Source organism: Pseudoduganella aquatica, assembly GCF_020865585.1.
In the GTDB taxonomy this organism is placed as follows: domain Bacteria; phylum Pseudomonadota; class Gammaproteobacteria; order Burkholderiales; family Burkholderiaceae_D; genus Rugamonas; species Rugamonas aquatica_A.
This window is the reverse complement of sequence record NZ_CP086370.1, coordinates 4,187,031-4,214,020: the sequence shown is the minus strand read 5'-3', so window position 1 is coordinate 4,214,020 and position 26,990 is coordinate 4,187,031. Positions and strand designations below refer to the sequence as shown.

Sequence of the window (26,990 nt, the reverse complement as noted above, 5' to 3'; positions counted from 1 at the left end):
TAAGCTGCCCGGCGTGCTGATAACTTGCCAGGTCACCTTGATCGCTCGCCGGGTGACCCCGGCAGATCCGCACCGCTGTATGGGCCTGCCGGGCTAGGCCGACGCCGCCGGCTTTTCCGGGGGAGTCTACTCGCCAATCGCGGAGGGACGTAGGGTGATGTGAATGTGATTGTCGTGGATATGATTGTGCGTCAGTTTTCCGTTGGCGTAGGCTCCGGCTCCCAAGTTCAGCGTACGCGGCGGCACGCCTGCGAGCTCGTGCACGACGGCGCCGGTGAGCAGCAGGTCGCGGCACCACCCTGCTTGGAATCCCTGGGAGCTTTGTCCGAGGCAGTAGTAGACCTGGGATACTGCCGGGTTGCCGGTGAGTGTACTGATGCCTGCGCGGCTGCTGTCTATCCAATCCCGTATCCTTGCCTGTGAGGCCGCTGCATTGGTCGTAGGCTTGCCGTCCGATGTCAGCTGGAAAGCGGTCACGACGTTCGACAGCAGTTGGACATAATTTTCCGTTCCGGCCCCCGCGCCGGTGCCTACGCCAGGAAACAGATAGAAATGGTGCATGTCGATGTCAGTGCCTTTGGCGTGGGTATCGTGGCCAAGGTTCCTTCCATGTTCGCCAGACACATCGTTGATTTCGCGCAGCAGGGAGCGGTGGTCGTCCATCCAGGTGTGAGCTCCTTTCGCGGTCCAGTCGTCGCCGCCCGCGTCCCTGCCGCCGAATCTGCCGAGTCCGTCCGGCATGCGCCACAGGGCGCGCTTGCCCGCCTCATCGCGCTGGTCCGAGACCTCTGCGTCGTTTTGCCTGCCTGTCACCGTAAAGCGATATCCCAGGTCGCGGGTCTCCGGCGGCGTACCCGAGACAGCCGAAGGGGGAGCGAGTACGGTGACGCGGACTTTCAGCACCACCTTGGTTGCGGTCTCGCTCACAATCTGCACGCCAGGCTGGCCTGGCGCCGTTTCCGGCAACGGCGTCATAAGAGGGTTGCCGCCGCCGTCGAGCATGTCGACCTTCACGTTGTTGACCGTCGTCTCTTCCCCTTTCGACAGCTCCATGACAAAAGTGCGCTGCAGCAGGTTGGCTTGGCCGCTCCGGGGGACGCTGTAGAACGTGCCGTTGTTGTTGGCGGTGATGGTGTCCGGGGTCAGTTTGTCGATCAAGAGGGGCAGCAGGCCTTCGAGCTTTGCCGTCACGTAAGTCGCCAGTTGCGCGTCGCCGATGTTCATCGCGCTGACCCGCAGCGAGATCGTAGTGTCGGCCTCTTCGGCCAGCGACGCGACATCCAGCTCTTTCGAAATGTTGCCGGTGGTGCCGTCGCTGCGCCATACCGGTGCGCCTGCCAACTGGGAATTGACCTGACGCGTGATGTCGAACAGCGGCGCGCCATTGCTGGCGGTGACATGCACGCTCCAGACGTCGTTGTAGATGCTTTGTTCGGTAACCCAGTATGGGTATTCCGTTGTTGCCGCCAGATACGTGAGGCGGATCTTCTTGGTACCCTTCGGAATGGTGAGCTGGGCGGTACCCTCCACTTGGGTGTTTTCGGGGCCGGCGCTGGCGCTGGCTGCCACGCTGGCGGCACCGGCAGCCTTGCCGAGCGCGCTACGGGACGGGAAGATGCGTTGGACTGCGCGGTCCTGCTCCGCCCGCAGCTCTGCCGCCTCCGCCTTCGCCGGTGCGGCGGCCTGTCCGGCAGCAGCCAGTCCGTTCGGCAGCGGCGCGTCGGCAATTGGGGGAACGCCGTTCAGGATGTCGGCCGGCGCGCGCATGGTCATCTTGATGAGCGTGGGGTGGCTGATGGCGACCGTGCCGCTGCCGACATAGACGATACCACCGGACTCGTGGAGCGCGGTCAGTCCGACGTTGCCGGCGGGCAGTTCCGGAAAGTCGATGGCGCCGTGTGCGTCCGCCTTGGCGGTGAAGCGTACCGGACTGTTCAGCACTTGCCCGTCGACCACGATGCCGTCCAGGTTCAAACCCGGCGCAGAAGGCGGGGCGAGCAGTTGCAGCTTGGCCTTGTACTCGCTGAAATAGAACGCGACCGTGCCGTCGTGAGGTGCGCCGTCGGCATCCGTGCCATCGGCGCGTATGCGTATCTGTCCCGTCCATGCTGCGAAGCGGTCCCGGAACCGATTCACGTCCGCGACCAGCGTCCCGTCGGATTGCAGGGTGAAGACGTCGCCGATGTGGACGATGTTGTCGAAGGAATCGATTGCGTGGATGAAAGAGACGCTGGCCAGCCTCACGGGCTGCTCGTGACGGTGAAACGTGAGGGTGACGCGGGGTTCGTTACGTGCTAGCAGGGCGCCGCGTACCTGGTCCAGCCTGAGCGTGCTGTCGGCATACACTTCGCCGCCGTCGCCGACCAGGATTTGCACGGAGCGTGTTTCCTGCGCCCGCAAGGGTTCCGCGAGCACATGGCTGCCCACCGCGTTCGGCGGCCGGGAGACGGTGACGGTCGCCGCGTCCAGTGGCACCGACACAAGGCGTTCCCCTTTGGCGTCCGTTTCCCCGCGCCGCTGGCCGTCGACCGCGATGGCGTATCCGGCGCCGACAGGTTGTCCGCGTTCAAGGCCGTCGGCTCCGGCCGCAAAGTAGGCCTGGATGCGCAGCGTGGCGGTGCCTTCCTGGCGCAGCATGTTCCCCAGCACCGCGAGCCCGACATTTAGCGGAACCTTCAAAGGGTTGAGCAGCTTCAGCGCGACGGTCGTGCTTGCGCCGGGGGGCAGCAAGCCCTCGCGCAACGGCAGCGACACGTATTCCAGGTCGCTTGCCGTGCGTCCGGCGGCGTTGTAGGCCGAAACGCGCGGGGGAGCATTGAGGATGGCCAGTTGCATCGGGCCCGAGATTGCGACCTGCGCCACGTTCCTGACGGTCACCAGCGTGTCGTAGGTTCCGGTGGTCCGGTTGTAGAGGAATCCGGACTTTGCTATCGACACGGACGCGGTCACGTCGGTGGGTTCGGCCTGCGCGGCACCTGCACAGGTCCAGATCGCCAATGCGCCAAGGATGGCGGAACAGGGCCGGATTGTAAGAACGCCCCGCTTGCGCGTCCACGCCAGGACCGCCAGTCCGATGGCCACCAGCCAGGCACTGGACGGCAGGGGGATCGCCGCCACGGCGACAGTGCCGACGGTCCACAGCAAGCCGGAGGGCGCGACCAGGGAATGCACGTTGGGCGCCTGGTTTGCGCTGCCGTCGAACAAATAGGTAAACAGCGCGTCCGAAAAGGTCGGATCGTCGGTTCTGACCAGTGCGAGGCCGGTCGACACGTCGATCACGTGCAGGGATAGGCTGTCGAGAAAGGCCCCGGCTGCTGGGGGCGCATCCGTCGGCGTGAACTGGAAACTGAAGCTGTCTTGGCCGTTCAACGCGATGAGCACGCTGGACATGAAGGCGTTGTCCCGCATGACGGTGGGTGCCGGCGGTACGCCGACAACATCGCCGCCCAACTCGGCGACCGACCAGGCGCCGGTCGACGCGAAGTGGGACAGGCCGACAAGGTTGGACGGACCGTCGCCATCAATCAGGTCGATGGCTATCGCAGCGTGGGGACCGGTCTGCGTCAGACCGCTGATGGTGAACGCGAACGTGGCCGCGCTGGCAGGACCGGTCAATAGCATGACCAGGTAGAGCAGGAAACTGAGCAGACGTCGGGATCTCATGATGTCCTCACGGTAGGTGGATGTGTAGGGAGCAGTCGTCGGCGCCATTGCTGCGCTTATATCCGAGCTCTTCAAAAACATACAGCAGGTTTCGTTCCTGCTGGCCGTGCGCAGGAAATTGCCATTTCGTTTCATGCACTTGGAAACGGGCAGGGTCCGCCGGAAATCTATTTCACCCAAACTGTCAGTATTGTCGACAGGTGTTCGCTAGCTCAGCAGCCAGGCCGAGACGGCGACGGCACATACGGTCAGACAGGAGGCTGCCAAGTTGAGCAGGGCGGTGCGGCGCGCTTCGCGCGCTTGGCCGGACACGGTTGCGAGCGCGCTTTCCAGTTCGGCGCTGAGCAGCTTCGCGGTGGCACGCGCACCGTCAAGCAGGATTTGGTCCATCGCACTTTTGCTGGCCGCGAGCGCGGCATTGAGCACACGCTCAGCTTTGTCCTTCGCGTCAGCCTTCCAGCGTAGCGAGACGCCTTCCAAATCCTCCTTGAACTGGTCGAGCTGGGCTTGCTGGGCGGCAGCGCTCTCTTGTAGCAGCCGGTTGTTGATGGTCTGCAGCACCAGAATGGGGTCGTCGCGCGCCACGGCAATACCGTGCTTAGCAGCGATTTCCTTTATGAGTTCTTCGATTTTATCGGACATCAGATCACCATCGCATGGTCGAGTTGGCTGAACAGCAGGCTCTTGATGATTTTGAGCCTTTGGCGCGTCATGATCGTGAGTGCGCTCGATGCGAGCGCTTCATCGAAGGTCAGTCGCGACTGCAGCATGTCGCCCAGGTCGCGGCCGTAGGTCTCGTCTTTCAGATGCGGAATGCGCGCGATGGCGGAGACCCGGTCCCTGTTAGCGAGATAGGCTTTCATGTGCTCGAAGCCTTTGCCCTCATGTTCGACCGGCCCCCAGTAAGGATTGAGCCAGGCGACGAAAATGGCCTGCGCTGGAAACTGGCTGGTGAGGTGGGCGAAGCCGCTGACCGTGTCGAGCAGGGCTTGCCCGCCGGTGATGACGGTGTGGACCACCAGTTCGTGGCCCATCTCGCCCAACAGGGCCGGCACCTGATTGCTGATTAGATAGTGCGACAGCGGCACGAAGGAACTGGCGCCGCTGTCGATGATGGCCGCGCCGGAGAGCGGTGCCAGCAACTCGATCAGCGCGTCGAATTTGCGGGAATTGATCTCGTCGTCCTCCATGATCTGCAGGCGTTGCACGTCCAGCGCCTGGTAGCCGTGAAAGGTGGCGTTGACAGGGTCTATGTCGATACATATGGGCATCGTCCCTTTGCTGGCCAAGTATTGGGCCAATACCGTCGCGACGACGGATTTTCCGACGCCACCTTTTCCTTGCAGTGTTATGTGGATTTTGGCCATCACAGTAACTCCTCTTTCTTGGGTGTTGGATTGAAGACGAAGCCGGCCGGTTTGATAGGCGGGGTGATGTTGCGGGAACTCGCGTCTGGCGGGGTGGATTGGTCCTGCGAGGAGCCTGGGGTGACCGCAGCTTGGTCGAGGAATTTGCGCACGTAGCGCAGGAAGGCTGTGTAGCTGACAGCGATGCGCTTGGATTCGTGCAGGTTGGACCAGACAGTCTTTGCGGCGAATCCGGCCTCTAGCGCCGCCCGCACATCGTCGCGCACGGCCAGGAACGCGACCAGATTCTTGTCGCGCGTGGTCGCAGCGCGATGTGTGACCCAGTCCCCCAGTTGCTCAGGATAGTTCTTGGCCATGCTGGTCTCTTATCGCAATTTGAACGCCACCGAAACGCAACAGGAGCGCGATTCTTTCGCCACTGAGCGCCACCGAGTGCCTTTAAACGCAACCGAATCGCCACTAAGCGCGATTGCCACGCCACTTCCCGCTTTTCGATATATTGGACCTTCCAGTTGCGTTCAATTTGACATTTCGCAAAGGTTAAATCGAAAGTCCGGGCGCACAATTTCGTGGCGTAATAGCCCCGCGAACGCGGGCAGGATATGTGAAGTTAGCTAACCGGCGGGCCGGTTACCTATCTTCACTTCCCTTATTCGCGCCTTCGGCGCTCAACGGGAACCTGCTCTGCGAGGCCAGGCGGCTGCCGCCGCCAAATGCGCGAACCAGAGGAGTGGACGCCATGGACCCGAACAGCAAACCGCCAACAAGGAAGTCGCACCAACTGCGCGTGCCCGTCCTGCCGGAGGAGGCTTCGGAGATCCGCCGGCTGGCAACGACAGCCGGCCTGCCCGTAGCGGCTTATCTGCGCAGCGTCGGCCTGGGCTACCGGCTGCACGGCATCCTCGACCACCAGCGCGTGGAGGAGCTGGCGCGCATCAATGGCGACCTTGGCCGGCTCGGAGGCCTGCTCAAGCTGTGGCTCACCGACGATCCGCGCACGGCCAAATTCGGCGAGACAACGATACTTGCCGTGCTGTCCAAGATCGAAGACTCGCAGCGGGAGATGCAGCGGATCATGCGCGAAGTGGTCCTGCCCGTTGCCGGGCGCAAGCATCTTTAGCGGCTAAAGCGGAATAGGGGCGGCCATGATCGCCAAGCACATGTCCATGCGCGCGCTGAAACAGAGCGACTACGCAGGTCTGATGCAATATCTGCTTGGGCCGCAGAACAAGAACGAGCGCGTGGGCGAGGTGCGCGTGACTAACTGCCAATCGATGGACCCGACCGTGGCCACCATCGAGGTCCTCAACACCCAGTCCCTGAACCAGCGCGCCACCGGCGACAAGACCTATCATTTGATGCTGAGCTTCCGCGCCGGCGAGCAACCGGGCGAGGCGACCCTGCGCGCCCTGGAAGCCCGCGTCTGCGCTGCCCTCGGCTACGCGGAGCACCAGCGCATCAGCGTGGTCCACCACGATACCGACAACCTGCACGTCCACATCGCCATCAACAAGATCCATCCGACCCGGCACACGATACACAGCCCCTACAACGACCACCTCACGCTGGGCAAGGTCTGCCAGAAGCTGGAACAGGAGTTCGGCCTGCAGCGCGACAACCACACGGCGCGCAAGCACCGCGCGGACAACCAGGCGGACGACATGGAGCAGCACGCGGGCGTGGAAAGCCTGCTGGGCTGGATCAGGCACGAATGCTGGGACGAGATGCGCGTGGCCACCAGCTGGGCGGCGCTGCACGAGACCATGTCAGCCAATGGCCTGCGATTGCGCGCGCGCGGCAACGGCTTGGTCATCACGGCCGAAGACGGGACCACGGTCAAGGCCAGTTCGCTGGACAGGCTATTCTCCAAGACCCGGCTGGAGGAGCGCTTCGGTCCGTTCCAGCCTGGCGCGGAAGCCGGCGGCGACGAGCCGGCCAAACGGTATGAACGCAAGCCATTCCGCTTCGGCGCCGATACGACGGAGCTTTACAAACGATACAAGGAACTGAGAGAACAGGATCGACAAGGCAGCACGCGTGCCGAGGAGTGGGCGGCAGCACGCGAGCGCAAGAACCGCCTGGTTGCCGCCGCCAAGTACAAAGCCAAGTTCAAACGCTCGGCAATCAAGCTGCTGTCCTGCGACCGATTCAGCAAGCGCTTCCTGTTCGCAGCCGTTGGCAGAACGCTGCTGTTGGAAATCAAGCAGATCAATCAGGCGTATTTCAAGGAGCGCGAGCGCATCTACCAGAAACACCAGCGCGGGACCTGGGCGGACTGGCTTCATTCGGAGGCCAAGCGGGGAAACGACGAAGCCCTGTCCGCGTTGCGCTCGCGCGAGGGGGCGGGCGGACTTTATGGAAACACGTTGACGGGACGGCGGCGCAACAAATCGCCGCGCGCGGACGGCATCGACGGCGTTACCAAGCACGGCACGATCATCATCTGCGCCGGGACCACAGTGTTGCGCGACGACGGCAGCAAGCTTGCCGTCACGCGCGGGCTCGAGCAGGCGGGTCTGCAGACGGCGTTGCGTCTCGCGGCGGAGCGCTATGGCACTTGCCTGCGCGTGAACGGCACGGCCGAATTCCGGGAGCGGATCGCGCGCGCGGCCGCCAGCGCAAGGCTCTCCATCACGTTCGACGACGCGGCTCTGGAGGCGCGTCGGCTCGAACTCATTCAAGCGGCAACCACCAAGGAGGAAAAAGATGAAAACCGACAGCACCCCCGGCAGGGACGACCTGCTGACAGCGGCATTCAGACAGGTGGAGGAGGCGGACCCGCCGTCAACACCGCACGCGGCGGCGCCGACGGCAGAAAGCCGAACGTTGACGGCATTGGAAGGAAGCCGCCGCCCGAATCCAAAGACCGTCTGCGAGGGCTGTCCCAACTCGGTATGGTTCGCATCCACGGTGGAGGTGAGGTGCTACTGCCGGGTGATGTACCTGGTCACATGGAGCAGCAAGGACCCGCAGCAAATCACCGCGTGCGACGGCCTGTTTCTGGGACAGGACGATTAGCGGAGAATGACGGCCCCCCCAAAGCGCAAACGGCTAGCGCCGCGCGTCCGCAGGCGAAGGCGGCACGCCATCGCACGGGACGAAAGCCACCGCCAGCGGGACGCAATCGCCTGCGCAGTCTGCAAGATGCTGGTGGCGCCGCCGATTCCCGCGCGGCGCGGTGGAGCGATCCCCAGGGCGGCGCGATTGCGGCTCGCGCGCCGGTGTCCAGCACCAAGCCGCCACTTGTTTCGCAGCACGAAATCTCAGCAATTTCAGCCTCCACGAAGTATGTGTTTGAGCGGGAGCAAAGAAGGCTCACTTTTTCCGATATACCGAAACACCTTGCCTATGATGGATTTCAAGGCCAGGCCGCTTTCGCAGGGCTGCGGACCGTCGATGACCAGGTGCTCGCCCTGCTCAAACGCGGGGGCGAGATCGTGGTCGTTCCGATTGACGACGCCACGGCGCGGCGGCTCAAGCGCCTGGCGCGCGGCGACACGGTGACGGTCGCAGGCAACGGCGTCATCAGGACAAAAGGGAGGAGCCGATGAAAGACCGCTTCAACAACGCCGTCGGGCCGCAGGTGCGGCTGTCAACCAAGCACGCGAACCTGGCCATACCGATCCTGGCACTGCTGGTGCTCGCCGCCGGACTGCAAAGCGCGACCCAATTTTTCGCGCACAGCTTCAAGTACCAGCCGGTGCTGGGCCACCACGTCAACCAGGTCTACGCCCCATGGGACATTTTCAAGTGGGCGGCAAGGTGGTACGGCACCTACCCGGACGCCTTCATGCGCGCGGGCAGCGTCGGCATCTGCGTCGCCGGCGTGGGGCTGATAGTGCTGGTGGTGGTCAAGATGGTGCTGGCGAACACCGCCAAGGCCAACGAGTACTTGCACGGCTCGGCGCGCTGGGCCAACGGCAAGGACATCCGCGCGGCCGGATTGCTGCCGAAAACGCAGACCATTCTGCAGCGGCTGACCGGGAAGCGGCCGCCCAGCCATGGCGGCGTCTATGTCGGCGCGTGGATAGATCGCAAGGGACGCATGCACTACCTGCGCCACGACGGCCCTGAACATGTGCTGACCTACGCGCCCACCCGTTCCGGCAAAGGCGTGGGCCTCGTCGTTCCCACCTTGCTGTCCTGGAGCCGCAGCGCCGTCATCACTGACCTGAAGGGAGAGTTGTGGGCGTTGACTGCGGGCTGGCGCCAGAAGCATGCGCGCAACAAGGTGCTGCGCTTCGAACCCGCCACGGCGAGCGGCAGCGTGTGCTGGAATCCGCTGGACGAAATCCGCGTCGGCACCGAGCAAGAAGTGGGCGACGTGCAGAACCTCGCCACGCTGATCGTCGACCCGGACGGGAAAGGGCTGGAAACGCACTGGCAGAAAACCAGCCAAGCGCTCATCGTCGGCGTCATCCTGCACGCGCTGTACAAGGCACGCGCCGAAGGCACGCCCGCAACGTTACCTGCGGTGGACGCGATGCTGTCCGATCCCAACCGGGCCATCGGTGAGCTCTGGATGGAGATGATCACCTATCCGCACGTGGACGGCAAGAGCCATCCGGCCATCGGTTCGGCGGCGCGCGACATGCTGGACCGGCCTGAGGAAGAAGCAGGATCGGTGCTGTCCACCGCCAAGTCCTATCTGGCCCTGTACCGCGACCCCATCGTGGCGCGCAACGTAAGCAAGTCCGAATTCCACATCAAGGACCTGATGAACCACGACAGCCCGGTAAGCCTGTATATCGTCACGCAGCCCAACGACAAGGCGCGGCTGCGCCCACTGGTCAGAGTGATGGTCAACATGATCGTGCGCCAACTGGCCGACCGGATGACGTTCAAGGAAGGGCGCTCGGTGGCGCACTACAAGCACCGCCTGCTGGCCATGCTGGACGAATTCCCCAGCCTTGGCCGGCTCGACATCATGCAGGAGTCGCTCGGCTTCCTGGCCGGCTACGGCATCAAGTGCTATCTGATCTGCCAGGACATCAACCAGCTGAAAAGCCGTGAGACGGGCTACGGGCACGACGAGAGCATCACCTCCAGTTGCCATATCCAGAACGCCTATCCGCCGAACCGCGTGGAGACGGCGGAACACCTGTCCAAGCTCACCGGCCAGACCACCGTGGCGAAGGAGCAGATCACCACCAGCGGGCGCCGCACCAGCGCTTTGCTCGGCCAGGTATCGCGCACCATACAGGAAACCCAGCGTCCCTTGCTGACGCCGGACGAATGCCTGCGCATGCCGGGCCCGGTCAAGGACGCCAACGGCGATATCAAGCAGGCGGGCGACATGGTGATCTACGTGGCGGGCTATCCGGCGATCTACGGGAAGCAGCCCTTGTACTTCCAGGACCCCATCTTCAAGGCGCGCGCCGCCGTCCCCGCCCCGGAAGTGAGCGACAAACTGCGCGGCATGTACGACACGGGAGGGATCAAATTATGAAAGGGCTGGCAAGAAAAGTCGGCATCGGCATCGCCATCTGTGCGTTGGCGCTGCTGGTCCAGAGTGTCTTCCTGTATCTGCTCGGCGCGCGCGTCAACACGACGTTGAGCATTCCGGTCGGCCTGTACTGGCGTGTGAGCGAACCGGTGGAGAAGGGCGCGTATGTGATGTTCTGCCCGCCGCCGGTGGAAGTCTTCGATCAGGCGAAGCGCCGGGGCTATCTTGGCGCTGGTTTTTGCCCCGGTGGCTACGGTTACATCATGAAGCAGGTGGCCGGCGTGACGGACGACCAGGTGGAGATTGGCAACGACGGCGTGCGAATCAACGGCCGCTTGCTGGACATGAGCGCACCGCTGCAAGCGGATGCAGGCGGCCGGACCATGCCGCGCTTTCAGGCGGATAGGTATGTGCTGAGCGAACACCAGCTTCTGCTGATGGGCGACAGCAACCCGCGCTCGTTCGACGCGCGCTATTTCGGACCTGTGCAGCGCGGCCAGGTGAAGGACGTCGTTACCCCGGTTTTCACTTGGGGAAAACCATCAAAACCAGAGAGGTAGGGCATGGACGAATCCGGCAAAAAGGCGGCGGGCAGTGCCGACCCGGTGACGGCGGCGGTGCTGAACGAAAAACTGGCGGACGCTCAGACGCCCGGTTTCTGGGCCGAGTTCGCGCCCGACGAGGCCGAGCTGGCGGGTGCGTTCGAGGAATCGGCATTGGGAGAAGCGGAGGCAGAGGAAAGCGACATCGATCTGCCACCGCCGGAAAAGAGCGAAGCGAAGGAGTGAAAATCATGAGCCAATTGAACAAGTCATTCGTGGAAACGGTGGCGGAAAGGCTGATAGATCAACTGAAGGAAGGCGTGGCGCCTTGGCAGAAACCCTGGCAGCCCGGCGAGGCGGGCGCTGCGATGCCGACCAACCCGGTGACGGGTAACCGCTACAAGGGCATCAACGCCCTGCATCTGATGAGCCAAGACCACGAGGACCAGCGCTGGATGACCTACAAGCAGGCCGCATCCATCGGTGCGCAGGTGCGCAAGGGTGAGAAGGGCACGCCGATCCAGTACTGGAAGTTCAGCGAGGAGCAGACGCAGACCGACGCGAACGACAAACCGATGCTGGACGCGGACGGAAAAGCCGTCAAGCACACCGTGAGGCTGGAGCGCCCCGCGCTGTTCATGGCCACCGTGTTCAACGCGGAGCAGATAGACGGCTTGCCGCCGCAGCAGCCGCGCAAGGAGCAGGCGTGGGCCTCCAGCGAGCGCGCCGAAGGCATCCTGCAGGCAACCGGCGCCAACATCCGGCACGGCGACCAGGACCGCGCCTTCTACCGTCCGGCCACCGACACGATCCATTTACCGAACAAGGAGCAGTTCGACAGCGCTGACCGGTACTATGCGACCGCGCTGCACGAACTGGGGCACTGGACGGGCCACCAATCGCGGCTCGACCGGGACATGGCGCACCCGTTCGGCAGCGAAGGCTACGCGCGCGAGGAGTTGCGCGCCGAGATAGCGAGCATGATCATGGGCGACGAGCTGGGCATCGGGCACGACCCGAAACAGCATGCTGCCTATGTCGGTTCGTGGATCAAGGCCATACAGGACGACCCGCTGGAGATATTCCGCGCGGCCGCCGACGCCGAGAAGATCCAGGACTACGTGATCGGACTCGAACAGAAGCAGATGCAGGAACAGGCCGAGGCACAAAAGGTGGCCGAATTCGTCGCTGCGAACCAGAGCCTGTTGCCTGGCAAGGTAGTCCGGAACACGCTGGACGCCGATCCACAGCTGAAGGCCATCCTGGCCGACGAGGTAAAAATGAAGGCATTGGACGCGCGCGTCAACGCGCTCCTGCAGGGCATCAATCGTTCCTATATCGAGGAAACCAAGGCGGTGATCGCCTCCACGCTGGGAAGGGACGACGCAGGGCTTGCATCGGTGACGGCACAGTCCGTGCGCGCGGCCTACCCGGCGGTGCCGGATTCCGACCTGGACGACGCGCAGATGGTTGCCGATTTCATCGCAGCCAACATGAATCTGCTGCCGGAAAAGGTTGCGGCCAACACCGAAGCGGCACCTCCGGCATTGAAAGCGCTGCTTGCCGACGATGTGAGGATGAAGGCGCTCGACAAGCAGGTCGACCAGCTGCTGCATAACCTGAACCAGGCCTATATCGACGAGACGCAGGCCATCATCTCGTCGACCCTTGGACGCGGAGACGCCCACGAGCGGGCGGAACGTGCCAACCGTTCGCGCGCCGCGCTGCCTGCTGCCCCCGGCCTCGAAAGTGAAGAGGCCCAGATGCTGGCGGACTTCATCGCGGCGAACCACAACTTGTTCCCCGAGAAGGTGGAGGAGCACGCTCGGGAGGCGCCGCCCGAGCTACGCAAGCTGCTAGGCGACGAGCAAAAGGTTCAGGGCCTTATGCCTCGAGTGTCCGGCATGCTGGAGGGGATAGTTCCCGCCTACGTCGCGCAGACGTTGGCTGCGGCCACTGCAGGAGTGCGACGTCCTTCGGAATCGATACTAGCCGAGGTGGAAGGTGTCGTGATGGGTGAACAAAGCCAGACGGAGGTGAATATGAAAGCCGGAACCATGCGCCAGACGCCTGCGGAGGAGGCTGCGCGCCGGCCTGCGGCAAATGACAGCGAGGCGACGCAGTTGACTGAGGGGGAAGCCGCAGTGGTGCGCGCACGCCTTGGCGACAGCGGCAATGTTGGTCCCCTCGATGCCGCCGCGATGCGCGAATTCGGGTTTGAGCTGCCGCTCGACTGGAATGGGCGTGTCCGGGTGCAGGAGAGCCTGGAGGCAGCCGGCATGGATGGCCACAGCGCGTCAGAAGCGGAGGCTACATCCTGGAGCATCTTTGCCGCGCGTGCGGATGGCAGGGAACAATGGCTCACCGATGCGCCATCGCAGCAGGATGCCAACCGGCTTGCCAGCCGCTTGGAACTGATCGACGCGCACTCGGAGGAAAACGCGTTCGAGAAGGCGGCGAAGCTGGCCCGCATCCGAGAGGAGGCCGTGCGGCGAGATCCACAGAGTACGGCGGAAGATATTTCCGCCGCGCGCGAAGCCCGCAAGGACGCCGAATTCAACGCCACCCAGAACGATGCCGACTTGCTGCGCCGCATAGCGGAACAGGAGCGGGCCCGGGCGGCGCTGCCGGACACGGTGGCGCAAAGCCCGCAGACGCAAGCTGGAGCGCTGACCTATCTTGATGTGGCCTATCAGGGCAAGGACGAGGTTAAGGCACTCGGCGCAAAGTGGGACCGCCGCGAGCAGGCGTGGTATGTGCCGTCCGGCGTGGACCCGGCGCTCTTTGAAAAATTTGCCCGTCAAGGCGTCAGGGAGGCCGATGGTGCGCAGCATATCGGCCGAACGTCCGAGACTTCGGCGCAAGCCGATGACGCCGTAGCGAGCCGCATCTACCTCGCTGTGCCCTACGGCGAGCGCATGGCTGCAAAGGCGGCCGGCGCGGAATGGGACAAAACGGCCAAGTCCTGGTATGCGGTACCGGACGCGGATGCGGGAGCGCTGGCTCGCTGGAAGGTCGACAACCACGCCGTCCAGCAGAATCCCGCCATGACGCCGCGCGACGAGTTCGCAGACGCGTTGCGGGCCGTGGGCTGCGTGGTGGCCGGCGAGCATCCGATCATGGATGGGCAGAAACACCGGATCAGCGTCGCAGGAGAAAAACACAGCGAAAACAGCGGCGCCGGTTTTTACGTCGGCCACCTCGACGGGCATCCCGCTGGCTACATTAAGAATAACAAGACCGGGGTGGAGATGAATTGGAAGTCGAAGGGCTACGCCCTCGATCCCGAACAGAAGGCGATGCTGCACGCGCAGGCCGCTACCAAGCTGCAGGAGCGCGGCGAGGAGCAGGCGCGCCAGCACGAGCAGGCTGCCGACCGGGTGTCACGGCAGATGGCGGAGCTGACGCCCATCGCAAAGCCGACGCCCTACATGCAGGCAAAGGGACTCGATCCCATGCCCGGCGCGCTCACGGACAAGGATGGGAAGACGACGTATATACCCGCCACGGACGCCGACGGCAAGCAGTGGACGACCCAATACATACAGGAGGACGGCACCAAAAGGTTTGCCAAGGACAGCCGCAAAGCCGGATGCTTCCACGCGGTCGGCGGGCTGGTAGCTCTGGCCAAGGCGCCGGCGCTGGTGATCGCCGAGGGCTACGCCACTGCCAGCAGCCTGGCGCGCTCGCTTGGCCACGCCACGGTTGCGGCCTTCGACTCAGGCAATTTGCCGGACGTGGCCATGGCGCTGCACAAGAAGTTCCCCGACAAGCCCATCGTGATCGCCGGGGACAACGACCAGCACCTTGAGGCCACGCAAGGCATCAATCCGGGCAAGAAGAAGGCGCAGGAAGCGGCGCGCATCACCAATGGCCGCGTGGTGCTGCCGATTTTCGCGCCTGGGGAAGTGGGGCAGGACCCCAAGGGCTACACCGACTTCAACGACCTTGCCCATAAAAGCAAGCTAGGAATGGATGGCGTGGACCGGCAGGTCCGGCCGGTCGTCGCCGATGCCATCGAGAAGCACCAGGCAGCGGCGGAACGCCTCGCCCATGAGCAGCGACAGGAGCTGGGGCAGCGTCACGCGATCAAGATGGGGTAGGCCGGTCGGCCGGTGACGTAGGGGGCGGAAAATCTGTGCCCACGCGTGCGTCGGCCAAGCTAACGACGACACGTGGGTTGCGCTGGTGTAGTACTCACTGAGAGGAGAAATGTCATGCATCCCGTTATCCAGAAAACCTTCGGGGGCCTAACCCCCAGCTACTACGGCCGCCAGCTGTTCTTCGGCTGCATCTTCTTGGGCATCTACTTGCTTGCGACGGTGAAAGGCGGTTCAACGCCATTCAGCGGCTGGCTGTGGGCGTTTGCAACTACCTTCCTCTATCCGTACTCGCGGTTCGCTTACGAGGGAGTAGTCGATTTCATTGTCGGGAAGAACTTGTTTATCCTGCCTGCGCTCTTGCTTATCGGCTTCAAATTCATGACGATGCTGATGTGCTGGTTCCTCGCGATCTTCATTGCGCCCGTGGGTCTGGCCTATCTGTACTTGCACCACAGCGGAAAGCTGTCTTGAGGGGGGAGCATGGAGTCAGCGCTGGACAGCGTCACAGGCGAGGTTGTCGAGGCCGAGCAGCTCTGGCTGCTCGACCAGGTGGACAGGGAGAGTTACGCGTGCCGGGGCTGCGGCGTAAAGGTGCTCCCGGCATCCTACAGGCCAACGAATCTGGTTCGGCCGTACTTCACCGTGGGAAGCGCCGGTGCGCACCGTCCCGGATGCGATGTGGATGGCGAGCAGCGTCTGGTTCAGCGTGGCCGCCAGCAGCGGGTAACAACCTCGCACGATGGATTTCCGGTCCCATATCCTTCCAGGCTGGTGCTGAATGATCGTCGCGAAATAGCGGACAGGGCAACCGATGCCTCGCGCGAAGGACGGCGCGATGCGCCGGTACCGCCTTCGCACAGCGCGCCGGGCATGCCGCGCAATCGCACGGCCGGGACCATTCGCCAGATATGCCGGACCTTCATCAATTTCCCTTACGATCGCGACCTGGGACTGAGCTTGCCTGGCGTTGAAGCCGACAAGTACTATGCCGCGTTCAAGAAGCTGAAGTGGGATGACATGCTGCGCTATCCCGAGCCAAGGGTCTTTTACGCGGCGCTGCGCTGGGCGAAACCGGTTGAGGGCGACGCCTACATGGAAATCGGATTGGATGCCGGTCAGCGCGAAGGCGGAAAGTTGCTCGTCGGGCACCGGGTGCGCATCGAATGGGCTGGCTGGAGCGACGCCAGGAAGACCGCTGTGCGCAAGGAGATCGAAGCGGCCCGCGAGGAAGCCAAGCAGGCGTTCGAGGCTGGCCAGAAGCAGAAGAAGGCCTTCGTGTTCTTCCTTGGCGATCAGGACGGGGCCGATGCTGCCCTGTTTCGCGTGCTCGACCACCGGCTGATCTGCTGCATTGTGGACGAGATCAGCTATCCGAAATTCTGATTGGCGAACTGCCTTACAGGATGAGCCTGATTGTTCTGTTCGGAGGCCCACAATACAGCCCGCTCCTTCCCGAAGGTCACTTGGCTGATCTGGTCGGGGATCGGGATGTAGAGTTCAAAGAGTCCACTCTTGCCCGGACGGACTGCCAGCGCCATTGATACGAGTATGTGTACGGCATGCTTTTCATGATGCAGGTCAATGTGATCGGCGACAACCGAGCTATGCATGATCAGGCCCTTGATCCACAAGAGACGCGTTCCGTTCAAGTTCACTTCGGCGATATTGTGGAAGTGAACATCGGCGGATTCGGCAAAACGAATATGGCTCATGACGATTCTCCTTTCGCTTTTAGTATAGTTCTCTAGTGGCGGCGCGGATGCCGTTTTCGCGGAGAGTCCGGTTTGCTTGACTTGTTGGATGCCCCGGTGGGTCGGTTTTTCGGCTTCGTCTCCGGCGTCCTTTTGGGCGCGGATCTGGCAGGCCTATCCAGGATGTTTGCCTCGGCAATTGACCGCACGAGCCGCCCAGGATTGCTAACTAGCGCGGTCTGATGTGCCAAGGTTTCGCCGGTAACGTATTCCCATGCCTCGGCTGCGAAGGTGGAGCATGGCCTCAGCAGTGTCCATGCTTGCTCGCCTCGCCCTCTGTAATCCTGAATGAATTCGAACAGCCGTCGCTCTTGTTCAAGGTCGACGATGCGGCTACGTGTGGCATGTGGTTGGAACTCAGCCTCTGCGTTCTCCAGCAGGCCGTTGCCTTGGCCGGTGGGATTGTTGCCCCATGTTCCGAATGTGACCGGCTTGCCATCAATGGGACAATACTCTATCCAGCTGTGTCCGAGGCGGCCCGCCTCAGCGGCACGCGAATGGATTTTGAGTATGCCTGTCATGACGTCAGCGTGCAGGGATAGCGACGATAGCGCGAGGCACGTAGCCGGGCCGAGCCACGGTTTGTTGCGGCTGTTGCGCTGAATGGCCTGGTGTCGCGAATGAAGTCAGCCGTTGCGTGGGCACGTATCCGCAGGAGCCTGCCGTGCAGCGCTCCAGCCATTCAGCCCAGCGTGCGGACTTCGTTATCAGGGCCTGGCGGTAGCGGACATTATGGATGGGCGTGCGCGAATGATAGTTCGCAGCTTTGGTCCACAAGTCGCCTTGATCTTTTTGTATGTGCTGTCGCAAGCGCCATGCCGCCAACTCGTAGGCATAGCAGCCGGGCGCGGCCACCGCCTGCGGCGTGATTCCGTATTTGCCAAGCGTGGCCAGATAGGCGGTGTTGAACTGCATGGAGCCTACATCGCTTGTGCCGTTGCGGTTTTTAACCCACAGCCCCGGCGAGCCTGCCTCGCTTTCGGCGACCGCCAGCATGATATTGGCGGGAATGCCGTAGCGGGCGGCCGCCGCAATGCTGCAGGACACGCTGTCGTGAAGCTGTGCTGGAAAGTCGGCGGGGGGCATGGCTTCGCCTTGGTTTGGTGCCTACTTTTTTGGCGGTTCAGAGTCGTCGCCATCTTTCTTGTCACGGTCGCGGAACGCGGCAACTTCCGCTTTCGGATCGAAGTCGCCTTGCTTGCCAGCCGAGAGAGAGTTCCCACCGCCGTCAGCTTTGTCCCCGTCGATGCTTGCGCGAATGGTGTTCGCGAGCCTGCCGCCGTAAGTGTAGGAGATACGTTCACTCATTGAATCCTTGGCCATTTTAGCCATGCCCCTTACCAAACTATCGACAGTCCCTGCAGCAATCCTTGCTGCTTTTGCGCCTGAGCTGCCGGTAGCACTTTTATGGCCAGATGACGACGCAGTACCGCCTTTACTCGTGCTCCCGGCTGTCGTTTTGCGTGAGTCCGAACTGCTTGCCTGCGAGCGTCCTTGGTTTGCTGCGTCTGAAAAGCTGGAACCGGAAGAAGCCGGGGCGTCATTTCCCATCGCTTGTGCAAATGAGCTCTCGCCGGTTGCTACTCCAGCAGTGCCTGCACCCGACTGGCCTGAGAGAAAATCTCTTGAGCTGCCGCCGGATGACTCCTCCAACGCGCTGCTTTTTGAAATGGCCGCCATAAGCGCTTGTACACCCCCGCCTACGTTGGCCGCCGCGCCCATCAATGCGCTTCCAGCAGTCGATACAGCTGCGGCCGTCATAGCTGCTCCGGCCATGACGGAACCGGCACCGAATCCGTTTCCGAGTGCCCCGGTTCCGCCGCCCATCGCAAGACCGCCAACCAATCCGGGAAGCTTATTCACCAGGACCAGTAGCACGACTGATATGACGAGAATAACTCCAAGTTCGCGAAGCTCCAGTCCAGACATATTCAAGTGGTACGCGTCAAGGAACGACTTGCCTATGCCGACTAGCAGTACCATTGTTAGCAACTGAGCGCCGGTGCTCAAAACAGTGCGGAAGTAGTTCAGCGCCATGTCGGAAGTCCAGCGTGCTCCGCCAAAGCCCAGGAAGAAGATTCCGGCGTATGCCAGTATCCAACTGCTTATCAGGAGCAGCATCATGTTCACACTGATTAGTGCTAACACAACCAAGATGACTGCGCCAATAATGATCGCAACTGCGAAGTCGACAGGGTGCCATATCGACGATTTATCGGAAATGTTGATGAATAGGTGGAATCCGACGTCCACAATCCCGGATGGAGACATGGTGCTGCCAGTCCCCGCAGCCGCGCCGCCTATTTGCCGCATTGAATCCATAATGGCTATCGCCATACGCGGCCCGTTTGTGAGCAGCCACCAAAAGAATCCGGTGAAAATTGTGAAGCGGATGAACTCTACAAAGAACTCAGTAATGTCGGCTTGCCTTAAAGCCATTAGTCCGAACGTCCAGACCATGCTGATCAGGGCCAACGTCCAGAATAGCCAGCTGGCGTATCTGGAAATGGCCGCCTCCCATGTCGCCGCTACGCTATAGTAGCGAAGGAGGATATCGTCCATTACGCCCTTACTTGTGATTTCAGCGCGTGCCTCTCCGACGTAAAGCGTCAACAACAGGAATATGCCAAGCATCCACAGGTTTTCTTTTTGAAACCGGCTCATTTCGCTCACCTCTTGCTACCAAGATTTGGCCGCGCTTGGCTCGAATGTTCCTCGCCGGAAGCACCTGGAACCAAGGGCCTCTCGGGTTGCCTTGTCAGCTATTTTCTTTATGTTCTCTTCTTTGCAGTTTTCTGCTGTGGCTTCAGGGACGTTTTCACTACCTGCTTCGTTCGAACATCCCAGCAGGACCATTAGCATGCAGAACAATGAAGCTAGCACTGTGCAGAGCGAATTTGCTTTCATGGCAGTTCCTCACCAGGCGCGAACCGGACTGGGTTCGAAAGTACCCTTCCGAAATTTCACCGATGCCGCCGACTGGAGCGCTTCGCGGTCAGCAAGCGCTTGGTACCGGGTGGCGATGATATTCTGTTGTGCGATGAGTAGGGCTCGGATTTGGAGCAGCTGGTTGGCCTGCTGGCTCGCGAGTTGGTTGGCGAAGCCCAGCGCCTGCATCTGGCCGCCTGCGCCCTGCGCGCCCGATTGCAGCCGCTGCAACTGGCGCGCGTCCAGTTCCATCGCCTCCTGTTGTTTGTCGAGCGCCATCAGAAGAGCGTCATTCGCTTTTTTCTGAGCTTCCGAGGCTAGGTCTTGAGATTGCCCCAGAGCTGCCCAGTCGTGGTCAGAGCATCCACGCGAAGTGAAGCATGGGGAACTGCGGTAGCCGGCTGTATTCTTGAATTTGCCGAGGTAGGCGTTGATGCTGCCTAGTCGGCTTTTGTAGTACTGCAGAGTGTCAATGGCTGTACGGAGGTCGTTCATGGTCCTGGTGGCCATGTCCCAAATGTACATCGGCGGCGCCAGGGTATTGCGCAGCATATTCTGGTACTGCTCCAATTGGGTTTTGTATTGCTGGATCTGCTTCAATGTATGAGCCACATTCTCCAGTGCTGTCACCATGTTTTGTGACAGGTTCGCGCCGTCAATGACCGGCAGGCCGCCGCCGGCGGACGGGCCGGGAACGAGTGCTACAACAAGCGCGAGTGCGGGCACAAGTACCCTGGTGTTGAAATTCTTCATGATGCATGCCTCTTTCAAGAAATCTAATAGTCGAAGGCCCTGTAGGGCTTCGAGAAGGTCAAATCCTTGGTGACGACCACGTTGAACCGGTAGCCGGGCCTGATTTCCAGCGTCGGCGAGATCCCCATGTTCCGGGCGATCATCTGCGCGGTGACGTGGCCCAACTGCTGGCCCAGCGCCTCGCTCATTGCGCTGCGCGCGGTTTGGCGGTTTCCGTAAAGCGACTCGGGCTGGCTAAGCGCGATCCCCGCCGTGACGCCGGACATCAGCAGCGCCGAGCCGAATAGCCGGAAATAGTGGTTGTTGACCTTGTCGTGGAATCCGGCGTACCCCGCGCTGTCGGCTCCAGGCATGGCGCCAATGTCGAGCGCTTTACCGTCCGGGAAAATAATGCGCTGCCACGCGATCAAGACCCTCGCTTGGCCGTAAGCTATGTCGCTGGAATACTGGCCCACAAGACGCGAGCCTTGGGGGATTAATGTCCATTTGCCAGTGGCGGTGTCGAACACGTCCTGACTGACCTGGCCAATGACCTGCCCCGGCAAATCGGAGTTGATACCGGAGATGAGGATGGCGGGGAGAACGAATCCGGCGCGCAGCTCATACGGAGAGCGGGGCGCTTGAACCTGCGAGTCGAGGCGCCAGCGGTCCTGCTGCGCGCTGCCGTCGAACTGTCCGTAGCTCTTGCCGTGGGATGCTGCCGGCTGCGGGCCCTGCGCCGCCTGGGCCTGTTCTGGCCCGCCAGCAGAGGCAGTCGCGGCCCCCATCACGCCAGCTTGCTGGAGCTGCTGCAGGCGCGCCTGGAACACGGCAGTCGGATCGTCCGTATTCTGCATGTCGATCTGTTGCTGCGCGGCGGCGATGCGCGTGATGGCTTCCTCTCTCGAAAGCGGAGCATCGACCTTTTGCAATCCAGCGGGCGCCGACCCTGAACTGCGCGGCGCGGCCGCCTGTACGTTGGTGCGCGCCTTGATCGCTTCTTCAAGCATGTGCATCTTCTCCATGGCTATCCGCACACGCGGATCCTGATCCTGCTGCGGCGCCGATGGCGTGGCCGTTGAAGGTGGGACCGGCGGCGCTTCGAGCGTGTCGGGACGCACTACGGTGATTGCAGGGGAGTCGATAGGAACGTCCGGCGCTACCAGCGGTGCTGCTTTCGCGGCAGGGATGATGCCGTCCTTTTGCTGACCGGCCAGTTCGGTGGCGAACATGTTGGTGCTGGTGGTGTTGGTGTCTTTGACTTCGGGCGGCCGACGCTGCTTCTCCGCGCGATCAGCGGCCACCAGCGCCATGATCGCCAGGAACGCGGCCATCAAGCCGCAGAGGATGTAGATCGGCAGATTGTTCACCCTGCGCACGCCGCTCTTGCCGGTAGGCGTGCCGGGGGAGGCGTCCGGGGACATGTCTAAGGACTGGCTCATGACGGCTACTCCTTGCGCACCCACGCACCGGCCGGGTGGACAGCTTCGCTTTGCGGTACGTAGGCGCGGGTCATGGTCTGGCTGCCCAGGACCAGCGTAACTCGGTATAGCTTCGGCGACGTGATGGAGTCCAGCACATAGTTGAACGAAACGCTGGAACCTGCGTCCGGGGTTGAGGCCGCAGGTGCTGCATGGCTGTCGGCGGCAGTAGATCCAACTGCTGGTGGTACTTCCTGCACGGCGTATCCCTGGCTTCGTAGCGTTTCCACCAGTTGCTTGCCAAATCCATCCGGTGCCGACTGCCTGAGGTCCAATCTGGTGCTGGCTGGTGGGTACAGCAGCTGTAGCTGACGCGCCGCATCGTCGGCCAGTTGCTTCTCATGCGCAGCCGGCGCGCTTGGGATGAAGTTGCCGTAGCCACCGCTCGTGCTGGTGATTGTGGTGCCGCAGCCCGTGAGGCAGGACAGGATGCCGATCAGGGAGAGAATGGCGCGCATAATCATTTCTCCCGCGTGATCGTGATGCGGTCCTGGTTGCTGCCGACGCCTGCCACCAGCAACGCCTTGTCGAACACGGTGTCCACGATATAGCGATCCCCTTGGACACGGTAGTTCACCATCACCATCTCGGCATCGGTGAACCAGCCGCCGTCCTCGCGCACGACCAGCAGCGTTGGCGCCTCCGTCTGTGCCATGGCGGCGGGCATCTGGATAATGGTCTTCGTCCCGTTGTTGTAGACCCTGATGGGCTTCCACGCCGCATTTCCCGCGACTTCATAGCTGAAGTTCAGGTCGCCCAGGTACTCGCCTGTTTGCGGAATTGTGCGTTCCTGCTTTTCCTTGACTTCGCGGGTTTTGATGGTATTCCACTTGGCGAGCGCGTCTTCGGTGTAGGTGAAGGCGACACGGGACATAAATTCAGTGCGGTGTGAGCGCAGCCGGAAGTGGTAAGTCCGGCGGTTCGTGGTGACGATCAGCGAAGTTTCGAGGCCGATGTCCATCGGCTTGATGATCAGGTGCTGCACCTCTGTTGCGCTGCTGCCGGTGATGGCCGGTTCCACAACCCAGCGGACAGTGTCGCCAAGGTGAATTGAGTTCACCAATTCCCCAGCTTGCAACTCCACGTCGCAGACTTGCAGCACGGCGCATACGATGCTGGGCTGCTGCGCACCGAACAGATAGCGGATGGTTCCATCGGTGCCGACCACCGGCTGCATGCCGGAGGGACTGGCATTGCGCCACTGCTGCGACACCGCCAGCGCGTCGCGCTCCTGCTGCGTCAGCGTCAGGTTCTTGCCAGAGAAGTACAGATCGGCGAGCTTCTTTTCCGCCGGCTGCGCTGCAGCCGCCATTGCGCATGCAAGCAAGGCCAGGGACACAGCGATTCGGTTTTTCATGTTCAATCTCCTTACAACTGCTTCGACCACGAGTAATCGCGGACGTAGATGCTGAGCGGGTTGTTGCGTAGCTGTTCCTCGGTGGTCTGAGGCGTGGTCGGCACCGTGTACACGGTGAGCAGTGCCCGCATGCGGAAGGGTTTACCTTTCAGCGCACCCTGGCGGTCGCGCACTGTCTCGATCCAATCGACCTGCCAGGTATCAGCGGTCTGCGGAATCACTGAGGCGATTTCGGTGTTGACGGTTTCATTGGCCGCGCGCTTGAATGGGCTGCTGTCTTCGGTGCCGTTCAGCCACTCGTTGGTCTTGGCCGTGGCAGGGTCTTTTGCCGAGAGCATGGAGTAGATGCGGAAGACCGCCTTGCGTTGCAGCGAAATGTCTGGCGTGACCAGTCGCATGTCGCTAACAAAGGAGGCAACGGCCGCGTGCACGACGCGCTCGTTCAGAGCCGGCGCCTGCTGCGCCGGTGCCACGGCAGCGGGCTGCCCCAGCTTGTCCACTTCGACCACATAGGGAACGAATTTTGACTGGCTGCCGATATGGATAACGCCGCCTACGCTGGCGAGAGCGATCAACAACGACAGGACGGCCAGCAGTTGCCAGTTCCGGCGCGACGCGATGACGCCGCCGACATGGTCATTCCACGTCCGCCGTGCGGACAGGAAGGGGTTTTCGTTCTCGCCCTTCCTGCGGCCGCCGTCGACAAAAGAATCGGCGCTTTCTTGGGGCCTATCGCCTTTATCTTTACCTAGCTTGAAATTTGAAAACAGGTTCATAGGTTCACCCCATAGTCATGAAGATCCAGTCCCCGGCTCGCCAGCCACTCGTGAACCCACCATTCTCCGTGCTTGGCCTCCAGCGCCTTGATCGTTGCCACGGATTCCTTGTCGGTGGCGCCGATAAACGCGAGCGCCAGCGGGCCGAGGGCCAACTCGTACAGGCGGCGCCCTTGTTCTGATACGAAGTAGTACTGCTGCTTTGGGATTGCCGAGGCAAGGATGTCGATCTGGCGATTGTTCAGCCCCATGCGACGGTACAACGCCGCCGTGTCCTCATCGCGCGCGTAGATATTCGGCAGGAAGATCTTGGTGGCCGTCGATTCGACGATCACATCCAGAATGCCGGAGTTCGCCGCGTCCGATATGTTCTGGGTTGCCAGTAGTACCAGGCAGTTTGCCTTGGCGAGCGTCTTCAGCCATTCGCGTATCTTCGCCCTGAAGGCTGGATGCCCGAGCATCAGCCAGGCCTCGTCCAGAATGATCGCTGCTGGTTGACCTTTCAGGCTGCGCTCGATCCGCCGGAAAAGGTAGAGCAGGACAGGTAGCGCGCACTTCTCGCCCCGGCCCATCAGCTCCTCGATCTCGAAAACGGTGAAGTCGCTCAGTGACAAGCCATCGCCCGCCGCGTCAAGCAGGCTGCCCATGCTGCCATCCACCGTGTACTGCCGGATGGCTTCGCGAATGGTCTCGTCCTGAATCGTCAGCGAGAATTCCGACAGGGTCCGCGCACCGCTGGCGTGCATGTTCATGATTGCATCGCCGATCTCGTTGCGCTGGCCTGGCGTCGTTTCCACGCTGTTCAGCGCGAGCAGGGTGTCTATCCATTCCATCGCCCAGGCCCGATCTGCTTTCGATGCCAGAAATTGAAGTGGACAAAACGACAGCTGATCGTCGTCCCCTGCGATAGTGAAGTGCCGCGCGCCGATGGCCTTTGTCAGCGGGTAGATCGACATACCCTTGTCGAAAGCATAGACCATCATGCCCGGGTAGCGGCGCAGCTGCGTCGCGATAAGGCCCAGGTGCGTGGACTTGCCACTGCGGGTGGGACCAAACATCAGCGCATGGCCAAGGTCACGCACGTGGAGGTTGAACCTGAATGGCGTGGCGCCCTGCGTCACGCACTGCATGAGGGCTGGAGCGCTGGGCGGGTACAGAGGGCAGGGCGCGCGATCCAGGCCTGTCCAGATCGAGCTCGTAGGAAGTAGGTCGGCCAGGTTTAATGAATTCAGCAGCGGCCGACGGACGTTCTCGACGCCATGCCCGGGCAGGCTGCCGACGTAGGCGTCCATGGTGTTGATGGTTTCCACGCGCGCCGCAAAGCCCAGACGGTTTATCGTCTTCTCGATTTGGCGTGCGGCGATGGCGATCCGCTCCCTGTCTTCATCCATCAGCACGACGACGCTGGTGTAGTAGCCTTCCACGACCTGGCCGCTGTTGACTTCCGCAATAGCAGATTCGGCGTCGGCCACCATGGCTACGGCATCCTGATCAATGGGGCCGGTATGCGTGTTGAAAACCTGATCGAAGAAGCCCCGGATCTTCTGCCGCCATTTCTTCCTGAATTTGTCCAGGTGCGCGACCGCCTCGTGCGTGTCCAGGAAGATGAAGCGGGACGACCAGCGGTACTCGCAGGACAACTCCCCCAGCGCCGTGAGCATGCCCGGCGTTGACTCCAGAGGGAATCCTTCGATGGCAACGACCTGGATGAATTTGCGGCCGATCTTCGGGACGACACCGGGCTGCAGTTCTTGGCCGCCGAGGATGGCGTCAAGGTACATCGGGTTGGTGGGCAACTGCATGGGGTGGTTCAGTCCTGTAATGCAGAACTGCAGCCACCTCAGGAAGTCATCATGGGTCACATTCGATCCGTCTTCATTCGCCACCTTATTGCCAACAAGTCTTTCGAGCTTCAAGGCTGACGACAGGCGAGACTGGATGTTCGCGCACTCGCGCTGGAAGTAGTCGATGAGCGCGTGTGTGCGGGCCCTGTGATCTGGCGCGCGGGCCTCGTCGTCGAACATCAATTCGACAAAACGGCTTTGCGCCAGGAGCGGCGCGAAGTATGTGACCGTCAGCACGAAGTAGCCCTCGTACATCGTTCCAAGACGCTCGAAGAGACGGCGGCGCTCTTCGTCAATGGCGGCCGATACCGGGTCGGGGAAGTTGGACAACCCAGCGTCCGCGTATCCCGGAGCCGGCCGGCGCACGGCATCCACGTGGATCATCCAGCCACTGCCAAGGTTCGACAGCGCCTGGTTGATGCGCAGCGACGTCATCTCCCGGTACTGGTCGGTGCTGCTCGCATTGTCTTCGCCCTTGTACGCCCACGCGGCCATCAGAGAGCCGTTCTTGCCTACGATGACGCCGTCCGCGACCATGGCCGCGTACACGAGTAGGTCCGTCAGTGCAGGGCCCGTGGCGCGATGCTTCTTGAGCTGGGCGTCCGCGTTGACAGCCTGTATGCGGCCATACAAGATTGCCAGCATCGCGCTGCCGAGGGCAGACATGCCGATTGCGATTCCTTCGATCATTTGTATTGCCTCCCCTGGCTGCTGGAGTTGGCGCGGAACGGCGTGCTGCGCGGCGGATAGAACCGTTGGTACCGGCGGTGCCGCAGGTACACCTGCCGCATCTTCGGATCGTGCTTGGCCATCAGGCGGCACGCGTACAGGGTGGTGAACCACAGAGCGAGGCCGAAGACCGTTGCCCGCAGCTCCTGCGCGCTGAAAATCAGCGCGAAGGCCAGCAGGCCGGCAAACATCACCAGCTCACGGTCGCCGCCCATGAACAGGTTGGTGCGGTTGCCAGCCCGCCGAATCGGGATTTTGCGCAGGGCCATGG

General features: G+C 62.0%; 23 protein-coding genes. 8 read left to right on the top strand and 15 right to left on the bottom strand.

Annotated features, from left to right (window positions below):
• Positions 1 to 126 precede the first annotated feature (126 nt).
• The 4 genes from KT882_RS18665 to KT882_RS18650 form a co-directional block, all read right to left on the bottom strand.
• Positions 127 to 3,798 carry a hypothetical protein gene (locus KT882_RS18665; RefSeq protein ID WP_228893004.1) on the bottom strand — a complete coding sequence of 1,224 codons (3,672 nt, stop codon included), beginning with the start codon at positions 3,796 to 3,798 and terminating at the stop codon, positions 127 to 129.
• Positions 3,799 to 3,870: 72 nt separating this feature from the next.
• Positions 3,871 to 4,305 (bottom strand): conjugal transfer protein TraM, encoded by a 435-nt coding sequence (locus KT882_RS18660; RefSeq protein WP_228893003.1) that lies wholly within the window; start codon positions 4,303 to 4,305, stop codon positions 3,871 to 3,873.
• Positions 4,305 to 5,030, bottom strand: coding sequence for a nucleotide-binding protein (locus tag KT882_RS18655; RefSeq protein WP_228893002.1), 726 nt, complete (start codon positions 5,028 to 5,030; stop codon positions 4,305 to 4,307). Before KT882_RS18655 ends, KT882_RS18660 begins: the two co-directional genes overlap by 1 nt.
• Positions 5,030 to 5,386: a TraK family protein gene (locus KT882_RS18650; RefSeq protein WP_228893001.1), complete on the bottom strand. Its 357-nt coding sequence runs from the start codon at positions 5,384 to 5,386 to the stop codon at positions 5,030 to 5,032. The genes KT882_RS18655 and KT882_RS18650 overlap by 1 nt, the downstream gene beginning before the upstream one ends.
• Before the next feature lie 383 nt (positions 5,387 to 5,769).
• On the opposite strand from KT882_RS18650, the gene traJ reads away from it, so the two are divergent.
• The 8 genes from traJ (at position 5,770) to KT882_RS18610 (ending at position 16,504) form a co-directional block, all read left to right on the top strand.
• Positions 5,770 to 6,150, top strand: coding sequence for a conjugal transfer transcriptional regulator TraJ (traJ, locus tag KT882_RS18645; RefSeq protein WP_228893000.1), 381 nt, complete (start codon positions 5,770 to 5,772; stop codon positions 6,148 to 6,150).
• A gap of 25 nt (positions 6,151 to 6,175) precedes the next feature.
• Positions 6,176 to 8,581, top strand: a complete 2,406-nt coding sequence (traI, locus tag KT882_RS18640; RefSeq protein WP_228892999.1) for a TraI/MobA(P) family conjugative relaxase — start codon at positions 6,176 to 6,178, stop codon at positions 8,579 to 8,581.
• Positions 8,578 to 10,479, top strand: coding sequence for a type IV secretory system conjugative DNA transfer family protein (locus tag KT882_RS18635; protein ID WP_228892998.1), 1,902 nt, complete (start codon positions 8,578 to 8,580; stop codon positions 10,477 to 10,479). Before traI ends, KT882_RS18635 begins: the two co-directional genes overlap by 4 nt.
• On the top strand, positions 10,476 to 11,036 hold the full coding sequence (gene traF, locus KT882_RS18630) for a conjugative transfer signal peptidase TraF (RefSeq protein WP_228892997.1): 561 nt from the start codon (positions 10,476 to 10,478) through the stop codon (positions 11,034 to 11,036). Before KT882_RS18635 ends, traF begins: the two co-directional genes overlap by 4 nt.
• A 3-nt stretch (positions 11,037 to 11,039) precedes the next feature.
• On the top strand, positions 11,040 to 11,264 hold the full coding sequence (locus KT882_RS18625; protein WP_228892996.1) for a hypothetical protein: 225 nt from the start codon (positions 11,040 to 11,042) through the stop codon (positions 11,262 to 11,264).
• Positions 11,265 to 11,269: 5 nt separating this feature from the next.
• Entirely contained in the window at positions 11,270 to 15,121 is a 3,852-nt protein-coding gene (locus KT882_RS18620) for a zincin-like metallopeptidase domain-containing protein (protein ID WP_321170266.1), read from the top strand.
• Positions 15,122 to 15,235: 114 nt separating this feature from the next.
• The gene (locus KT882_RS18615; RefSeq protein WP_228892995.1) at positions 15,236 to 15,592 is read left to right on the top strand and encodes a hypothetical protein; all 357 of its coding nucleotides are present in this window, start codon (positions 15,236 to 15,238) and stop codon (positions 15,590 to 15,592) included.
• A 9-nt stretch (positions 15,593 to 15,601) separates the two neighbouring features.
• Positions 15,602 to 16,504, top strand: coding sequence for a hypothetical protein (locus tag KT882_RS18610; protein WP_228892994.1), 903 nt, complete (start codon positions 15,602 to 15,604; stop codon positions 16,502 to 16,504).
• Here KT882_RS18610 and KT882_RS18605 read toward each other — a convergent pair.
• From KT882_RS18605 to KT882_RS18560, 11 genes are all read right to left on the bottom strand, one after another.
• The gene (locus KT882_RS18605) at positions 16,489 to 16,833 is read right to left on the bottom strand and encodes a hypothetical protein (RefSeq protein WP_228892993.1); all 345 of its coding nucleotides are present in this window, start codon (positions 16,831 to 16,833) and stop codon (positions 16,489 to 16,491) included. The two genes, KT882_RS18610 and KT882_RS18605, sit on opposite strands and share 16 nt — an antisense overlap.
• A 564-nt stretch (positions 16,834 to 17,397) precedes the next feature.
• Positions 17,398 to 17,958 (bottom strand): transglycosylase SLT domain-containing protein, encoded by a 561-nt coding sequence (locus KT882_RS18600; RefSeq protein WP_228892992.1) that lies wholly within the window; start codon positions 17,956 to 17,958, stop codon positions 17,398 to 17,400.
• Positions 17,959 to 17,979: 21 nt separating this feature from the next.
• On the bottom strand, positions 17,980 to 19,536 hold the full coding sequence (gene trbL, locus KT882_RS18595) for a P-type conjugative transfer protein TrbL (protein WP_228892991.1): 1,557 nt from the start codon (positions 19,534 to 19,536) through the stop codon (positions 17,980 to 17,982).
• A gap of 15 nt (positions 19,537 to 19,551) precedes the next feature.
• Positions 19,552 to 19,728: an entry exclusion lipoprotein TrbK gene (gene trbK, locus KT882_RS30915; protein WP_407682052.1), complete on the bottom strand. Its 177-nt coding sequence runs from the start codon at positions 19,726 to 19,728 to the stop codon at positions 19,552 to 19,554.
• Between the two features lie 60 nt (positions 19,729 to 19,788).
• The gene (gene trbJ, locus KT882_RS18590) at positions 19,789 to 20,553 is read right to left on the bottom strand and encodes a P-type conjugative transfer protein TrbJ (RefSeq protein WP_228892990.1); all 765 of its coding nucleotides are present in this window, start codon (positions 20,551 to 20,553) and stop codon (positions 19,789 to 19,791) included.
• A 23-nt stretch (positions 20,554 to 20,576) separates the two neighbouring features.
• A complete protein-coding gene (locus KT882_RS18585; RefSeq protein ID WP_228892989.1) occupies positions 20,577 to 21,974 on the bottom strand; it encodes a TrbI/VirB10 family protein in 1,398 nt (465 codons plus the stop codon).
• A gap of 5 nt (positions 21,975 to 21,979) precedes the next feature.
• Entirely contained in the window at positions 21,980 to 22,471 is a 492-nt protein-coding gene (locus KT882_RS18580; protein WP_228892988.1) for a conjugal transfer protein TrbH, read from the bottom strand.
• 2 nt (positions 22,472 to 22,473) lie between these two features.
• The gene (trbG, locus tag KT882_RS18575) at positions 22,474 to 23,370 is read right to left on the bottom strand and encodes a P-type conjugative transfer protein TrbG (RefSeq protein ID WP_228892987.1); all 897 of its coding nucleotides are present in this window, start codon (positions 23,368 to 23,370) and stop codon (positions 22,474 to 22,476) included.
• Between the two features lie 11 nt (positions 23,371 to 23,381).
• The gene (locus KT882_RS18570; protein WP_228892986.1) at positions 23,382 to 24,146 is read right to left on the bottom strand and encodes a conjugal transfer protein TrbF; all 765 of its coding nucleotides are present in this window, start codon (positions 24,144 to 24,146) and stop codon (positions 23,382 to 23,384) included.
• Positions 24,143 to 26,680 carry a VirB4 family type IV secretion/conjugal transfer ATPase gene (locus KT882_RS18565; RefSeq protein ID WP_228892985.1) on the bottom strand — a complete coding sequence of 846 codons (2,538 nt, stop codon included), beginning with the start codon at positions 26,678 to 26,680 and terminating at the stop codon, positions 24,143 to 24,145. The genes KT882_RS18570 and KT882_RS18565 overlap by 4 nt, the downstream gene beginning before the upstream one ends.
• On the bottom strand, positions 26,677 to 26,988 hold the full coding sequence (locus KT882_RS18560) for a conjugal transfer protein TrbD (protein ID WP_228892984.1): 312 nt from the start codon (positions 26,986 to 26,988) through the stop codon (positions 26,677 to 26,679). The genes KT882_RS18565 and KT882_RS18560 overlap by 4 nt, the downstream gene beginning before the upstream one ends.
• Positions 26,989 to 26,990: the final 2 nt, after the last annotated feature.

What these genes read in the sequence shown, in the direction of transcription:
- KT882_RS18665 (WP_228893004.1), bottom strand. Translation starts at nt 3,798, where the DNA reads ATGAAACGAAATGGCAATTTCCTGCGCACGGCCAGCAGGAACGAAACC.
- KT882_RS18660 (WP_228893003.1), bottom strand. Translation starts at nt 4,305, where the DNA reads ATGTCCGATAAAATCGAAGAACTCATAAAGGAAATCGCTGCTAAGCAC.
- KT882_RS18655 (WP_228893002.1), bottom strand. Translation starts at nt 5,030, where the DNA reads ATGGCCAAAATCCACATAACACTGCAAGGAAAAGGTGGCGTCGGAAAA.
- KT882_RS18650 (WP_228893001.1), bottom strand. Translation starts at nt 5,386, where the DNA reads ATGGCCAAGAACTATCCTGAGCAACTGGGGGACTGGGTCACACATCGC.
- traJ (WP_228893000.1), top strand. Translation starts at nt 5,770, where the DNA reads ATGGACCCGAACAGCAAACCGCCAACAAGGAAGTCGCACCAACTGCGC.
- traI (WP_228892999.1), top strand. Translation starts at nt 6,176, where the DNA reads ATGATCGCCAAGCACATGTCCATGCGCGCGCTGAAACAGAGCGACTAC.
- KT882_RS18635 (WP_228892998.1), top strand. Translation starts at nt 8,578, where the DNA reads ATGAAAGACCGCTTCAACAACGCCGTCGGGCCGCAGGTGCGGCTGTCA.
- traF (WP_228892997.1), top strand. Translation starts at nt 10,476, where the DNA reads ATGAAAGGGCTGGCAAGAAAAGTCGGCATCGGCATCGCCATCTGTGCG.
- KT882_RS18625 (WP_228892996.1), top strand. Translation starts at nt 11,040, where the DNA reads ATGGACGAATCCGGCAAAAAGGCGGCGGGCAGTGCCGACCCGGTGACG.
- KT882_RS18620 (WP_321170266.1), top strand. Translation starts at nt 11,270, where the DNA reads ATGAGCCAATTGAACAAGTCATTCGTGGAAACGGTGGCGGAAAGGCTG.
- KT882_RS18615 (WP_228892995.1), top strand. Translation starts at nt 15,236, where the DNA reads ATGCATCCCGTTATCCAGAAAACCTTCGGGGGCCTAACCCCCAGCTAC.
- KT882_RS18610 (WP_228892994.1), top strand. Translation starts at nt 15,602, where the DNA reads ATGGAGTCAGCGCTGGACAGCGTCACAGGCGAGGTTGTCGAGGCCGAG.
- KT882_RS18605 (WP_228892993.1), bottom strand. Translation starts at nt 16,833, where the DNA reads ATGAGCCATATTCGTTTTGCCGAATCCGCCGATGTTCACTTCCACAAT.
- KT882_RS18600 (WP_228892992.1), bottom strand. Translation starts at nt 17,958, where the DNA reads ATGCCCCCCGCCGACTTTCCAGCACAGCTTCACGACAGCGTGTCCTGC.
- trbL (WP_228892991.1), bottom strand. Translation starts at nt 19,536, where the DNA reads ATGAGCCGGTTTCAAAAAGAAAACCTGTGGATGCTTGGCATATTCCTG.
- trbK (WP_407682052.1), bottom strand. Translation starts at nt 19,728, where the DNA reads ATGGTCCTGCTGGGATGTTCGAACGAAGCAGGTAGTGAAAACGTCCCT.
- trbJ (WP_228892990.1), bottom strand. Translation starts at nt 20,553, where the DNA reads ATGAAGAATTTCAACACCAGGGTACTTGTGCCCGCACTCGCGCTTGTT.
- KT882_RS18585 (WP_228892989.1), bottom strand. Translation starts at nt 21,974, where the DNA reads ATGAGCCAGTCCTTAGACATGTCCCCGGACGCCTCCCCCGGCACGCCT.
- KT882_RS18580 (WP_228892988.1), bottom strand. Translation starts at nt 22,471, where the DNA reads ATGCGCGCCATTCTCTCCCTGATCGGCATCCTGTCCTGCCTCACGGGC.
- trbG (WP_228892987.1), bottom strand. Translation starts at nt 23,370, where the DNA reads ATGAAAAACCGAATCGCTGTGTCCCTGGCCTTGCTTGCATGCGCAATG.
- KT882_RS18570 (WP_228892986.1), bottom strand. Translation starts at nt 24,146, where the DNA reads ATGAACCTGTTTTCAAATTTCAAGCTAGGTAAAGATAAAGGCGATAGG.
- KT882_RS18565 (WP_228892985.1), bottom strand. Translation starts at nt 26,680, where the DNA reads ATGATCGAAGGAATCGCAATCGGCATGTCTGCCCTCGGCAGCGCGATG.
- KT882_RS18560 (WP_228892984.1), bottom strand. Translation starts at nt 26,988, where the DNA reads ATGGCCCTGCGCAAAATCCCGATTCGGCGGGCTGGCAACCGCACCAAC.